Raw genomic sequence first — 12,407 nt, forward strand, 5'->3', positions numbered from 1 at the left:
AGCATGAAGGTTAAAATTAAAAAATTACATAAAGATGCAATAGTTCCACAATATCAGACACAAGGGTCGGCTGGATTTGATTTGCATGCAATTGAAAAATGTGTGCTAAAGGCAGGTAGTATTGCTTTGATAAAAACAGGTCTTGCTATGGAGATTGATAGTGGTTTTGAGTTACAAATAAGACCTAGAAGTGGCTTAGCATTGAAGAATCAAATTACAGTTTTAAATTCCCCAGGAACTATTGATAGTGATTATCGTGGAGAGATTATGGTTATTTTGTGTAATTATTCAAATCAAGACTTTGATATTAAGGAGGGTGATAGAATTGCTCAAGGAGTAATAGCAAAATATGAGAGAGCAGATTTTGAAGTATGTGCACAGCTTTCTGATACCCAAAGAGGAAGTGGTGGTTTTGGAAGTAGTGGAGTTTAGATAGAAGGATATTAGGATGAATTTGAAGCAAAATTTAGATGTTGTAAAAAATGAATTTAAATCTGATGAGAAGATTTTTGAGAGTGCTTTTAGAATCGAGCGTTTTATTAAAAAGTATAAATATTTATTGTTAGGTGTGCTTTTGGTATGCATAGGAATTTTTATATTTTTTCAAATAGATTCCAAAATACAGGAAAATAGGGCATTGAGAGCTACAGAAGTATTTGATAAACTTTTGATAGAACCTAATAATCAAGCTTTGATTGATGTACTAAAGCAAGAATCTCCGCAACTTTATGAAATGTTTAGTTTGTCTCAAGCTATGAAAACATCAGATGAGAAATCTTTGAAAGATTTAAGTAAATCTAAGAATGATTTAGTAAAAAATTTTGCAAGCTATCAATTAGCTTCTTTGCAAAAAGATGAAGATGCTCTTGGTAGAATCAATACAGATGGTTTTGGTGATTTGGCAAAAATGCAACAAGCTTTTTTAAAATTGCAGACAAATGACTACAAAGAGGCAGCTGAGATTTTACAATCCATAGGGCAGGATTCTGTATTAAAAGAAATGGTAAAACTCTTGTTGCACTATCAATATGGAGCAAAATAATATGCGAATAAACAATCTTTTTTTTATCGGATTGGTTATTTTTATTTATTTTAGTGGCTGTGCCCAAAGAAAAAATTTTGAACCTAAGCAAGTTGATGGTTCTGTTATCTTTAATCATTTTTTAAAAAGTGAGCTTGAATGGACAAGTCGTAGTGGTGCAATGCTAAAAAATGGTGAGGTGATTACGCAAAATGGCAAGACATTATTGCGCTTAAAAAATAAAGCAAAAATTGTTAATGAAACCAATGAATTTTATATAATTGCCAAGGATTGTCAGCATATTGAAATTATCAATAAAAACACTCAAGAAACAAAAAAATTTGATATTCCTGCTTGTCTAGTTGCAGCAAATATTAGAGATAATTTTCTAGCTTTTGTATTGAGGGATAATTCTTATGGAATTATTGATATTATGGAAAAAAAGAGTGTATTTAATGACAAGGGTGCTTCTATCATAGCAGTAAATTCCCTTATCGCAAATCCAGTTTTTTTGGATACAAATGTAGTTTTCCCTATGCTAGATGGACAGCTTGTTGTTACTTCATTAAAGGATATGAAAGTTCAAAGAGTTGTGATTGTTAATTCAGATCAGTTTTTTAGTAATGTTATTTTTTTGCAATCCCAAGATTCTAAAATATTAACCGCAACACAAAAAAAAGTAATGACTTTAGCAGATGGAAAAACATTCTCGTATGAAGCAAATATCAAAGATGTAAAATTTTATCAAGGGCATTATTATGTTTTAACTTTGGAGGGAAAGATTGTTGAGTTGGATACTACAATGCGTGTTTTAAATGAAGTAGAGTTACCATTTGCTTTATTGAGTGGCATTGTAATTGCAGAAGATAAGCTTTTTACAATGGAAAGGCAGGGTTATCTTATCGAACTTGACTTAAAAGATTTTTCTTATAAGACTTATTTCTTGCAAAATATTTTAGGTAAAGTTTTGGGAAATGGTATTGTTTTTTATGATAATAAAAGAATTTATTATGACAAATATTATTTGGATTTTTCACGAGATTGGAAAAAATGATATTTTGCGATATTGGTAATACTTACTTTCATTTTTATGATACAAAAAGCATTTGGAAAGTTGCGCCTGAAAATCTTGATAAAAAGTTTTTAACTTCCCAAGTTTATTATATTAGTGTTTGTAAAGAGCATGAGCAAAAGTTGCTAAAATTACAGCATCATGCGCGCAATATTGCAGAATATATTGAAATTGATACATTATATGTTGGAATGGGAATTGATAGAAAAGCTGCTTGTTTGAGTATTTTTGATGGGGTAGTTGTGGATGCTGGAAGTGCAATTACTATTGATGTTATGCATGAAGGGATGCATTTGGGCGGTTGTATTTTGCCAGGATTGTTTGCTTACATGCATGGTTATGCTAGTATTTCACCCGTTTTAAAAAAATCTTTTAATTTTAATTTAAATCTTGATGATCTGCCTCAAAATACCCAAGATGCGATAAGTTTTGGAGTTTTTAAAAGTTTGAAGGGAATAATTGAATCTATGGCAAAAAATAAAAAGATTTTTTTTACAGGGGGAGATGGAAAATTTTTATCAAAATTTTTTAATAACAGCATTTATGATGAAATGCTCATATTTAGAGGAATGGAAAAAACTTTCAAAGACATTTGTAGTAAGGAAATAAAATGACAATCGCATTGCCAAAAGGAAGAATAGCTGATGATACTTTGAGGATATTTTCATCTATATTGGGGGAAGAATTTTTATTTGATGATAGAAAATTGATTTTACAAAAAGGAAATTTTTCTTTTTTGTTGGTAAGAAATCAAGATGTGCCAACTTATGTTTATCATCAAGCTGCTGATATTGGTGTTGTGGGTCTTGATGTTTTGGAAGAAAGCAAGATTGATGTTTTAAAAATATTGGATATGCGTATTGGAAGATGTAAAATAGTTGTAGGTTCAGAAATTGGAAAGCCCATAGATTATACAAAATCGCATATTAAGATAGCTACAAAAATGCCGCGTATTACTCAAGAATATTTTTCTAAAAAAGCAATCGCAGTAGATGTAATCAAACTTTATGGTTCTATAGAATTAGCGCCGTTAGTGGGGTTAAGTGACGGGATTGTTGATATTGTAGAAACAGGAACTACGATGAGGCAAAATAATCTAGAAATTGATTCAGTTATTATGGAATCTAGCGTTTTTTTAATAGCTAATAAAAATAGTTTTTTTTCTAAGAAAAGGGAAATATTACAATTGCAAGAGAAGATTAAAGGTTTTTTATGAAATTTTTAGCTTTGAGTTTTTTACTTTTGACAAGTCTTTTTGCTCAATGGCAAATGTTTGCAGACAAACAAGATACCTATCTTTATAATACTCAGACAGGAGAGGTATATGTAAAACATAAAAGGGGAGGTGAGAATTATAAAGATGTATTTATCAAGATGCCAAAAGGAATTGTCTCTATTGAAGAGCTTGGCAGTGAATTATCTCCATCTAATGCTTCAAAAAATTCTCAAAAAGATTTGCAATTAGAGAGCATAAAAAAGGCACAAGAAATGTTGCAAAAATCAATTGATACTGGAGAAATGTGATATGGAAAATCTAGTAGTTGTTTTCTTAACCGCGCTATCTATGGCTTTTGCACATTGTATAGGAATGTGCGGAGGGATTGTCATTGCTTATTCTAGTGCAAAAATTTCTAAAGATATGCATTTATTTTCTCAAGGTTTTGCACACTTACTTTATAGTCTTGGCAGAATTACAGGATATATAGTTATTGGGATTATTTGTGGTTTTATCGGATATAAGGTTAGTATTAGTCCTATTGTAAGTGCTTGGTTTTTAATCTTTCTGGGATGTTTTTTAATACTTTTTGCTTTTTTTTACATTTTGTTTCCAAAAATTATTGCTAGTTTTGAGCCAAGTCCTTATAAATTTTCAATTTTTAGAAAGTTATTTGCATATTTTATGGAATCTAAAACTTTTTCAAGTTTTTATTTTTTGGGTGTATTGAATGGTTTTTTGCCTTGTGGAATGGTGTATTATTTTGCTGGTATTGCTCTAGCGGGCGGTAGTATTCTAAATGGCATACTTACGATGGGAATTTTTGGCTTTGCTACATTTATTCCTATGTTTATTCTTGGTTTTATTTTCGGGATAAGTTTAAAAGTGGTATATCGCAGAGTTTTTTTAATTCTTGGTTTTGTTGGGATGGTAATACTAGGAGGAATGAATATTTATAAAGGTATAAATAAATTGCAAAACCCAGTAACTCAACATCATCACAAAACAAAACATCATTGTAATTGCGAGCAGGGTCATTGTGCTTGTAAAAAGGAGTGTGATTGTGGAAATGAAAAGCAAGAAATGTCTTGTCATTAGGAGGTAAAAATGAAAGCTATTTTTTTTGATAGAGATGGGATAGTAAATAGGGATTTTGGTTATGTGTATAGACAAGAAGATTTCACCTTTTGTGATGGAATCTTTGAGCTTTTGGATTTTTGCAAAAAGCAAGGATTTTTATTGTTATTGGTGACAAATCAGTCTGGAATTGGAATGGGGTATTATACTTTAGAGGATTTTAAAGATGTTTCAAATTATATGCAAAATGAGTTAAAACAAAGATTGGGTTATGGCTTTGATAGTATTTATTTTTGCCCACATAAACCAGAAGATGAGTGCTTGTGTCGTAAACCAAAACCAGGAATGATACAAAAGGCAATGAAAGATTATAAGTTGGACTTATCACAGAGTGTTTTGATAGGTGACAGATTAAGAGATGTGCAATCTGCACAAAATGCAGGTATAAAATATAAAATTTTGGTAAAAAACCAGTCAGAGGATATGGGAGAGGTTGTCATAGAAAACTTATACCAAGTTAATTATATTAAGGAAATTATAAGTTTAATGCAAAGGGAGATACTTAAATGATGCAAGATTTCAATCACAAAACAATTGTTATAACAGGTGGTGCTGGATTTATTGGTAGTAATTTGGCTTTTTATTTTCAAGAGTTTTTCCCAAAAGCTAGAGTGATTATTTTTGATAAATTTAGAAATAATCAGACATTTGCAAGTGGGAATCCAACATCTTTGGGACATTTTAAGAATCTTCTTGGGTTTAATGGAGAGGTGATTGTAGGGGATATCAATTCTCAAGAAGATAGAAAGAATTTAGAAAAAATTGATTTTGATATTATATTTCATCATGCAGCAATTTCTGATACAACAGTGATGGATCAAGAACTTGTAATGCAGACTAATCATTTGGCATTTTTGGAATTATTGCAAATGTGTTTGCAAAAAAAAGCAGTTATGGTTTATGCTTCATCTGCTGGGACTTATGGAAATACTCCTGCACCAAATTCTGTGGGAATTGGAGAGCAACCAGAAAATGTTTATGGATTCTCAAAACTGATGATGGATATGAGTGTGAGAAAAATTTTGCAAGAAAATCCAAAGTTACCTATAGTGGGCTTAAGATTTTTCAATGTTTATGGGGAAAGAGAATTTTATAAAGGCAAGACAGCTTCTATGATTTTGCAACTTGGTTTGCAAGCATTGGAGCATCAAAAAGTAAGATTATTTGAGTTTGGAGAGCAAAAAAGAGATTTTGTTTATATAAAAGATGTAATTCAAGCAAATGTTGTGGCTGCTTGTGCTAAAAAAGGAGGGATTTATAATGTTGGGAGTGGTGTAGCTAGGAGCTATAATGATATTGTTGAATGCCTTAAAAAACATTTAGGAAATTTTGAAGTTGAATATATTCCAAATCCATATAGTTTTTTTCAAACACACACGCAAGCGCATATTCAAGACTTTACATTTGATTTGGGTTATGAGCCAAAATATAGCTTAGAAGATGGAATTGAAAGTTATATTCCAGAAATAAAGAAGATTTTTGAGGAAAAAAGATAATGACCTATTTTAATAAACAACCAAAGATTTTGGTCATTGGGGATTTAATGGTGGATCATTATATTTGGGGGGAAAGCACTAGGATATCTCCAGAAGCTCCGGTGCAGGTAGTAGATGTAAAAAATGAAAATAACCGCTTAGGTGGAGCTTGTAATGTTGCTAATAACTTAGTAAGCTTGGGAGCAAAAGTAGATTTATGTGGTCTTATTGGTCAAGATTCTATGGGCGAGTGGATGGTAGCTCAGCTAGATTCTTTGCAAATTGGAATTCAATTAGTGTTAGTAGATGCAACAAGGCCTACAACTCAAAAAAGTCGCATTATTCTTTCTAATCAGCAAATTCTAAGAATTGATAGAGAATCTAAACAGGAAATCCCTCAAGATTTAGAAGAGAAAATTTATGCAATATTAGAAGAAAAAATTTCAAACTATGATGCAATCATAGCTTCTGATTACAATAAGGGGGTTTTGACAAAGGCATTGTTGCAGAGAATTATCAATCTAGCAAATAGTGAGAATAAGCCAATATTATGCGATCCTAAGGGGATAGATTATTCTAAATATAAAGGTGCAACACTACTTACTCCAAATAAAAAAGAGGCACAAGAAGCTACTCAGATAAAAATTATTGATAAAAAAACCTTAGAGTTAGCAGCACAAAAAATGCAAAAAGATTGTGATTTGAAGGTATCTTTGATTACGCTTAGTGAAGATGGAATAGGAATTTTGGATTCTGATGATAAGATATTGCAAATTCCTACAATTGCGCGCGAAGTTTTTGATGTAACTGGTGCTGGAGATACGGTGATTGCAAGTCTAGCTTTTTGTTTAGCACAGGGTATTGGAATCTATGATGCCTGCAGGTTTGCCAATGCAGCCGCAGCTGTTGTTGTTGGCAAGGTTGGAAGTGCTGTTGCAAGCAAGGAAGAAATATTAGCTTTTTTAAATATCAAAGAGAAGCAAAATAAAAAAATTATAGATTTAGAAGTTTTGAGAGGACTTTTGAAAGATACTCATCAAAAGATTGTTTTTACAAATGGTTGTTTTGATATTTTGCATAGAGGGCATATCCAATATTTACAAGAAGCAAAAAAACTTGGAGATATTCTCATCGTAGGTTTAAATTCTGATGATTCTATCAAAAGATTAAAAGGCAAGGATAGGCCAATCAATATGCAAGATGATAGAGCATTTGTATTGGCAGGATTGGAGTGTATAGATTTTATTGTTTTGTTTGATGAAGACACACCTTATAATCTTATCAAGGCTTTAAAACCTGATGTGTTGGTGAAGGGGGGTGATTATAAGGATAAAGTGGTTGTTGGAAGCGAATTTGCAAAACAAACTTTATTGATTGATTTTGTTGAGGGAAAATCCACAAGCTTAATTATCAATAAAATAAGGGGAGAGTAATGAGAGAGTTTATTTTAGAAGAGTTGAAGTCACACCTAGAGATTAGTAATGCAATGCACCATATACTTTTGGATATAGAAAGTGTAGCGCAATGTCTTGTGGAAGCACTTAAAAATGGTAATAAGATTCTAATTTGTGGTAATGGTGGAAGTGCAGCAGATTCTCAGCACTTTGCAGCAGAATTAACTGGTCGTTATAAAAGAGAAAGAAAGGCTATTGGGGCCATTGCCTTAAGTACAGATACTTCTGCTCTCACAGCAATTGGTAATGATTATGGATATGATTTTGTCTTTTCAAGACAGGTTGAGGCTTTGGCAAAAGATGGGGATATCTTATTTGGAATCTCAACAAGTGGAAATTCTAAGAATGTTCTATTAGCGATGCATAAGGCAAAAGAGCTTGGATGTAAGTGTGTGAGTTTGAGTGGAAGAGATGGCGGAGAGATGAAAAAACTTGGGGATTATAATATTATAATCCCAAGTAATGATACTCCAAGAATTCAAGAAATGCATATCTTTGTGATACACACTCTTTGTGATATCTTAGAAAGAAATGCTTAGTATTATTTAAGCAATAAAAAATCTTGTGCCTTTTGCTTATCATAAGGTGTGAGATTAAATTCTTCATCGCCTACTAAAACCCTATAGTTTTGATTTTCATTAGTCTTGCCATAGCACAAAGTAAGTCTTGCTGCCAGGATTTTATCTTCTCGTGTTGCTTGCTTTTCGACAAGTCCAATAGGGCCAATACAATCCATAAGTTTAATGGTATCCATCAGAGGATTTGAAGAATCTAGTTTTTTATTTTCTTCTTCATTTCTTGCAATTACGCATCTAGCATTGTTGGGTAGTATCATGTAGCGCCCAACTTTAATCATTGCAGTATCCTCTAAAATCATTTTACGATGTGTGCTTAAATCTTTAAGCTTTAAGGCAACACTTGTGTTAGTAAGTAGGCATCCTCCACCTGGCTTTTCGTAGTATTTCCAGCCAAAATCTTGTGCCATTTGTAATTGTCGATTCCTTCCTCTACCAGAAATATCAAGCAATTTCTCTCTATCTATCCAATGATTTTTTTCCATAAAACTTGGTTCTAGCAATTTTGCGCACATAGGTCTTAAGATTAACTCATCAAGTGTTTGAGGTTTTGTGGTATCTTGAGAATCTTGCGCAAGAAGGTATTGAAATTTTTCACTTTTCCCAGCTTCTCTGATAAGTTTTTTTACTTGATCTAGAGCTTCTCTTCTTTGACTCTTTGGTCTTTGTCCTAAAACCTCCCCGCTAATAACAAAATCCGCTTTTAATTCTACAAGCTTGTGGAATGCTTGTATGAACATATTAGCATGACAATCAATGCAAGGATTGAAATATTTCCCATAACCATATTTTGGAGTAAAAAGAACATTGTCAAAAAATTGCTGTCTTATATCACATATTAAAAGCTCTACTCCTATTTGTTGTGTAGCATTTAAGAGATATTCTCTCTTATCATAATTTCCACCAAATCCAATATTAAAATGTAGAGCTATTACTTCAATGCCTTGATCCTTTAGTAATTTCATAGAAATAAGGCTATCAAGTCCTCCGCTAAAAAGTGCTAGAGCTTTCATAGGCTATCAATTCTCCTTTTTTTAGTTTTAAAATATTGTTTTTTATTTTTCTTATTTGATGACTTTTTTCATTAAAAGAAAGTGTGCTTTGTTGAATTTCTTCTAACAATGTGTAATTGTATCTTAGGATAAGCAATATCAATTCTTTTTTAAAGCCATTTTCGGTTACTATAAGCTGAGGATTTAAACTTATACCAATAAGTTTTTGGTGTTCAAAATTTTGATTTAAAAGTGCTCTAAAAGCTTCCTTTTGATTTTTAAATACTTTTTCATCAATATAATCTAGTGCGAAATCTAAAAGTTTGTTGTCTTCAATCATATATTTAATTACAAGTTCTTCTAGTAAATCTTGCTGATGGAAAAATGCAGGTTGTGTGGTGGTGTGATTTTTTGTTTGGATATTTTTTTTATATTTTGTGGTTACTAGATTTATAGGAATCTTAAGTAATGAGGCAATAAGATTTTTATATTCTTCTTGCAATAGGGGTGAGAGGGTATGTAAAAATGCTAATAATTGTGTGAGTGCTTTTTCTTTTTGCATAGGGTTATTTAGATCAAATGATGTTGGAATTTGTCTGATGATAAATTCAATAAATGGTATAGGTTTTGAGAATTTATTTTCTAATTCTAAAATTTTATTTTTTGCAACCATATCTGCTGGATCCATACCTTGATCAAAAATAACAACCCCACCTTCCTTATTGTGCTGCACTAATAACAACGATGCTTTGTAAGCAGCCTTAATTCCTGCCATATCGCCATCATAACTTAGTATGATTTTAGGATCCCCTTTGTTGAGCAATGGGATATGATCTTGTGTTAGTGCTGTGCCTAAGGTGGCAACTGCATTTTTAAAACCTGCTTGATGTAGCATAATAGTATCCAAATAGCCTTCTGTGATAATTATTTTAGATTCTCTAAAAATACTCTCTTTTGCTAGTTGATATCCATAAAGTAGTTTGGATTTATTAAATAAAGTGCTTTGTGGGCTATTGATATATTTTGCAGTATTTTCTTTTAGAGTCCTTCCTCCAAAACCCAATGGTTTATTGTTAATAGAATAAATAGGAAAAATAATTCTCTCATTAAATCGCGCATAATATCTTCCATGATCTTGACCCAAAACACCAAGTTCAATAAGTTTGTTTTTATTTAAATTGTGTATATCGCAAAATTTAACACTCTCAAGACTATTGATACAATATCCAATCTCAAATTTTTTAATACTTTCTTCACTAATACCCCTATTTTTTAAATAGGTTAAAATTTCAGGATACAAATAGAGCTGTTGATGGTAAAACTTTGTAATTTTTTCAAGTAAAAGATATTCCTCTTTATTGGTATTTCTCTGAGTGGTATTGTTTTCATATTCAAGCTCAAAATTACACATTTGTGCGATTTTTTCTATAGATTCTATAAAGCTGATTTTTTCATATTCCATTACAAATTTAATGCTATCTCCACCAATGCCGCAACCATAACAATGAAAGATATTCTTGGCAGGGCTTATCATAAAGCTAGGGGTTTTTTCGTTGTGAAAGGGACAACAAGCACTATAGTTACTACCGGTTTTTTTTAAATCTATGTAACTGCCGATAATATCTATAATGTTAATTTGCTGTTTGAGATTTTCGATACTTTGATTTTTTATCACTTAAGATTCCTGAGTATTTTTTTTGTATGGTAGCAAAACTAAAATTAGAGAGGAATTATTTGTTAGAATTTTAGTAACTTTTAAATGCTATGAGGAGTGATAGAGATGGCTGTTTTGATGGAACTTAGTATTTTTAGTATCAGTGGTGAGATATCAAAGAAAAAGGAAGTGGTAAAAATTTTACAAGAATTTAAAGCTAATAATATTGACTTTGAACTCTCAGCAATGGGGACTAGTATAGAATGCAAAGATATGCAAGAGGCTCTAAGAATCTTAAAAATAGCAACAGATTGTATGGATTGCAAGCGTTATTATGTGATTGCAAAGTTTGATTGCTATGATGGAAGAGATAATATGCTTGCAACAAGGACAAAAAGCGTATTGCAAGAAATATAACTTAGGATTTTTTATAAACAATAATTTGCGTTTTTTTAGAAGAAGAGATTTTAAAATTATCTTCTAATGCCTCATTCAGAGTGCCTTGGGAGAGATTTTTTAAGGAGAGATTTTTTAGAGGATATTTGAGTGCTTGTGAAGTGAGTTTGCAGGTGGTATCTAGGCAAAAAATTGAAATCTGCTGTCCCTTAAAACTTGCAATAGAGCAAGGAGTATTATGAATTTCAAAGGTGCCAAAATCACTTTTAATGCATACTTGCGCGTATTTGCTGTAATGATAAAGTAAAAAAATATTAGCAAGTGTATGATCCTCTCTTTTTCCAGTAGCTCCAAAAATCTCAATATGTTTAAAACCTTTTTGGATGCAATAAAAAAAAGCTTTAGTTAAATCATTGGTTTCTTGTTCTTGAATATGGATAATTTTTGTAGAGAATTTTTTCTTGAGTGATTTAGAAATGCTATCTAAATCCCCTATGATAATATCTGGTTCTTTGGAAATTTTTTTGAGATGTTTGACTGCTCCATCGCAAGCTATTAAAAAATTTGCACATAAAATTTCTGAAATCAGATTCTGTTTTTTTGGAAAGTCTCCATTTGCTAAAATTACAGCTTTCATTGTGCCTCCTTTTTCCACTTAAAATAATAAAAAATCCCAAGAAGTAAAAAAATAGTTGCATTAAAAAGTTGCGGTAGATATGTAGTTTGTTGCAAAAAGAGATTTAGCCAGATATAGCATAAAATGCCATTTGCAAAAGTTACTATAAGGTAATTTTCTTGGTAGCGTTGTATCTGAAGATAAAAAGCTAGGATTTGAGCCATGGTGCTAAAAGCATTAAGAAATGGAAATTCAGAGTGGATTTTTTTAAGAAAAAATCCATAGATTAAGCTAACAAAAAGTCCTGCTGAGATATACATTATAAAATTATGTTTTGTTAATTTTCTAATAAGAATCTTTGTCTTTGATAAATTTTGATTCTTTTTCCAAGTAAAAATTCCTAAAATATTCAAAGGAATATAAAGGATAGTTAGCATTAAATCCCCATAAAGTTTTGCTTCATAGCATATATAGATGTAGCCAAGGCAGTAGATAAGTCCAAAAGAGAAGCATATTATTTTTCCCTGACCTGCAAAAAATGCATAAAGTATGCCACTAATACCTATTGCAAGATGTAGAATCTGAATTTCAAAATACAAAGTTGTAGCAATGGAACCAAAGATGCAGATAATAAGAGATAGCCAAAAATAAAAATGTAGATTTGCAAATTGTAATTTTAAAAAGCACATTTATAAAGCCTTCCTTACGATGGTATTATCCCAACAAGTTCAAGGGTATATTCTCAGCAAAGATTTTTCTAAGCACCCCTAGGTTTATTTTGTGTTATTGTATAGTTTTT

The 12,407-nt window shown here is 31.4% G+C and carries 16 protein-coding genes and 1 riboswitch; of the genes, 12 read left to right on the plus strand and 4 right to left on the minus strand.

All coding sequences use genetic code 11. From position 1 onward, the window contains the following. Positions 1–3: 3 nt before the first annotated feature. From dut to gmhA, 11 genes are read left to right on the plus strand one after another with little or no spacing between them, the layout of a single operon-like run. Complete coding sequence (gene dut, locus CQA57_RS02695; RefSeq protein WP_115578702.1) at positions 4–432, plus strand: dUTP diphosphatase; 429 nt, start codon at positions 4–6, stop codon at positions 430–432. Positions 433–448: 16 nt separating this feature from the next. Beyond that, positions 449–1,042 (plus strand): hypothetical protein, encoded by a 594-nt coding sequence (locus tag CQA57_RS02700; RefSeq protein WP_115578703.1) that lies wholly within the window; start codon positions 449–451, stop codon positions 1,040–1,042. Between the two features lies 1 nt (position 1,043). After that, positions 1,044–2,075, plus strand: coding sequence for a hypothetical protein (locus tag CQA57_RS02705; RefSeq protein WP_147288342.1), 1,032 nt, complete (start codon positions 1,044–1,046; stop codon positions 2,073–2,075). Then, positions 2,072–2,707 carry a type III pantothenate kinase gene (locus CQA57_RS02710; RefSeq protein ID WP_115578705.1) on the plus strand — a complete coding sequence of 212 codons (636 nt, stop codon included), beginning with the start codon at positions 2,072–2,074 and terminating at the stop codon, positions 2,705–2,707. Before CQA57_RS02705 ends, CQA57_RS02710 begins: the two co-directional genes overlap by 4 nt. Continuing rightward, complete coding sequence (gene hisG / locus CQA57_RS02715) at positions 2,704–3,309, plus strand: ATP phosphoribosyltransferase (protein WP_115578706.1); 606 nt, start codon at positions 2,704–2,706, stop codon at positions 3,307–3,309. Before CQA57_RS02710 ends, hisG begins: the two co-directional genes overlap by 4 nt. Beyond that, positions 3,306–3,617 carry a hypothetical protein gene (locus CQA57_RS02720; RefSeq protein ID WP_115578707.1) on the plus strand — a complete coding sequence of 104 codons (312 nt, stop codon included), beginning with the start codon at positions 3,306–3,308 and terminating at the stop codon, positions 3,615–3,617. Before hisG ends, CQA57_RS02720 begins: the two co-directional genes overlap by 4 nt. 1 nt (position 3,618) lies before the next feature. Next, positions 3,619–4,407 carry a sulfite exporter TauE/SafE family protein gene (locus CQA57_RS02725; RefSeq protein WP_115578708.1) on the plus strand — a complete coding sequence of 263 codons (789 nt, stop codon included), beginning with the start codon at positions 3,619–3,621 and terminating at the stop codon, positions 4,405–4,407. A 9-nt stretch (positions 4,408–4,416) separates the two neighbouring features. Beyond that, positions 4,417–4,956: a D-glycero-alpha-D-manno-heptose-1,7-bisphosphate 7-phosphatase gene (locus CQA57_RS02730; RefSeq protein ID WP_115578709.1), complete on the plus strand. Its 540-nt coding sequence runs from the start codon at positions 4,417–4,419 to the stop codon at positions 4,954–4,956. Continuing rightward, positions 4,956–5,942, plus strand: a complete 987-nt coding sequence (gene rfaD / locus CQA57_RS02735; protein WP_115578741.1) for an ADP-glyceromanno-heptose 6-epimerase — start codon at positions 4,956–4,958, stop codon at positions 5,940–5,942. Before CQA57_RS02730 ends, rfaD begins: the two co-directional genes overlap by 1 nt. Beyond that, complete coding sequence (rfaE1, locus tag CQA57_RS02740; protein WP_115578710.1) at positions 5,942–7,354, plus strand: D-glycero-beta-D-manno-heptose-7-phosphate kinase; 1,413 nt, start codon at positions 5,942–5,944, stop codon at positions 7,352–7,354. Before rfaD ends, rfaE1 begins: the two co-directional genes overlap by 1 nt. Continuing rightward, positions 7,354–7,914 (plus strand): D-sedoheptulose 7-phosphate isomerase, encoded by a 561-nt coding sequence (gene gmhA / locus CQA57_RS02745; RefSeq protein ID WP_115578711.1) that lies wholly within the window; start codon positions 7,354–7,356, stop codon positions 7,912–7,914. The genes rfaE1 and gmhA overlap by 1 nt, the downstream gene beginning before the upstream one ends. A 2-nt stretch (positions 7,915–7,916) precedes the next feature. Here the strand turns inward: gmhA and CQA57_RS02750 are convergent, their stop codons facing one another. Both CQA57_RS02750 and dnaG read right to left on the minus strand, forming a co-directional pair. Then, positions 7,917–8,963 (minus strand): argininosuccinate synthase domain-containing protein, encoded by a 1,047-nt coding sequence (locus CQA57_RS02750; protein ID WP_115578712.1) that lies wholly within the window; start codon positions 8,961–8,963, stop codon positions 7,917–7,919. Then, positions 8,941–10,617, minus strand: coding sequence for a DNA primase (dnaG, locus tag CQA57_RS02755; protein WP_115578713.1), 1,677 nt, complete (start codon positions 10,615–10,617; stop codon positions 8,941–8,943). Before dnaG ends, CQA57_RS02750 begins: the two co-directional genes overlap by 23 nt. A gap of 105 nt (positions 10,618–10,722) precedes the next feature. Between dnaG and CQA57_RS02760 the strand changes: the two genes are divergently transcribed. Continuing rightward, on the plus strand, positions 10,723–11,013 hold the full coding sequence (locus tag CQA57_RS02760; RefSeq protein ID WP_115578714.1) for a thiamine-binding protein: 291 nt from the start codon (positions 10,723–10,725) through the stop codon (positions 11,011–11,013). Between the two features lies 1 nt (position 11,014). On the opposite strand, the gene CQA57_RS02765 is transcribed toward CQA57_RS02760, so the two are convergent. Continuing rightward, positions 11,015–11,629, minus strand: a complete 615-nt coding sequence (locus tag CQA57_RS02765) for a thiamine diphosphokinase (protein WP_115578715.1) — start codon at positions 11,627–11,629, stop codon at positions 11,015–11,017. Further along, on the minus strand, positions 11,626–12,297 hold the full coding sequence (gene pnuC, locus CQA57_RS02770; protein WP_115578716.1) for a nicotinamide riboside transporter PnuC: 672 nt from the start codon (positions 12,295–12,297) through the stop codon (positions 11,626–11,628). The genes CQA57_RS02765 and pnuC overlap by 4 nt, the downstream gene beginning before the upstream one ends. After that, positions 12,292–12,387, minus strand: a riboswitch (TPP riboswitch). Its footprint overlaps the gene before it by 6 nt. Positions 12,388–12,407 lie beyond the last annotated feature (20 nt).

This window comes from Helicobacter anseris (assembly GCF_003364335.1).
GTDB classification, from domain to species: domain Bacteria; phylum Campylobacterota; class Campylobacteria; order Campylobacterales; family Helicobacteraceae; genus Helicobacter_H; species Helicobacter_H anseris.

What these genes read in the sequence shown, in the direction of transcription:
- dut (WP_115578702.1), top strand. Translation starts at nt 4, where the DNA reads ATGAAGGTTAAAATTAAAAAATTACATAAAGATGCAATAGTTCCACAA.
- CQA57_RS02700 (WP_115578703.1), top strand. Translation starts at nt 449, where the DNA reads ATGAATTTGAAGCAAAATTTAGATGTTGTAAAAAATGAATTTAAATCT.
- CQA57_RS02705 (WP_147288342.1), top strand. Translation starts at nt 1,044, where the DNA reads ATGCGAATAAACAATCTTTTTTTTATCGGATTGGTTATTTTTATTTAT.
- CQA57_RS02710 (WP_115578705.1), top strand. Translation starts at nt 2,072, where the DNA reads ATGATATTTTGCGATATTGGTAATACTTACTTTCATTTTTATGATACA.
- hisG (WP_115578706.1), top strand. Translation starts at nt 2,704, where the DNA reads ATGACAATCGCATTGCCAAAAGGAAGAATAGCTGATGATACTTTGAGG.
- CQA57_RS02720 (WP_115578707.1), top strand. Translation starts at nt 3,306, where the DNA reads ATGAAATTTTTAGCTTTGAGTTTTTTACTTTTGACAAGTCTTTTTGCT.
- CQA57_RS02725 (WP_115578708.1), top strand. Translation starts at nt 3,619, where the DNA reads ATGGAAAATCTAGTAGTTGTTTTCTTAACCGCGCTATCTATGGCTTTT.
- CQA57_RS02730 (WP_115578709.1), top strand. Translation starts at nt 4,417, where the DNA reads ATGAAAGCTATTTTTTTTGATAGAGATGGGATAGTAAATAGGGATTTT.
- rfaD (WP_115578741.1), top strand. Translation starts at nt 4,956, where the DNA reads ATGCAAGATTTCAATCACAAAACAATTGTTATAACAGGTGGTGCTGGA.
- rfaE1 (WP_115578710.1), top strand. Translation starts at nt 5,942, where the DNA reads ATGACCTATTTTAATAAACAACCAAAGATTTTGGTCATTGGGGATTTA.
- gmhA (WP_115578711.1), top strand. Translation starts at nt 7,354, where the DNA reads ATGAGAGAGTTTATTTTAGAAGAGTTGAAGTCACACCTAGAGATTAGT.
- CQA57_RS02750 (WP_115578712.1), bottom strand. Translation starts at nt 8,963, where the DNA reads ATGAAAGCTCTAGCACTTTTTAGCGGAGGACTTGATAGCCTTATTTCT.
- CQA57_RS02760 (WP_115578714.1), top strand. Translation starts at nt 10,723, where the DNA reads ATGGCTGTTTTGATGGAACTTAGTATTTTTAGTATCAGTGGTGAGATA.
- CQA57_RS02765 (WP_115578715.1), bottom strand. Translation starts at nt 11,629, where the DNA reads ATGAAAGCTGTAATTTTAGCAAATGGAGACTTTCCAAAAAAACAGAAT.
- pnuC (WP_115578716.1), bottom strand. Translation starts at nt 12,297, where the DNA reads ATGTGCTTTTTAAAATTACAATTTGCAAATCTACATTTTTATTTTTGG.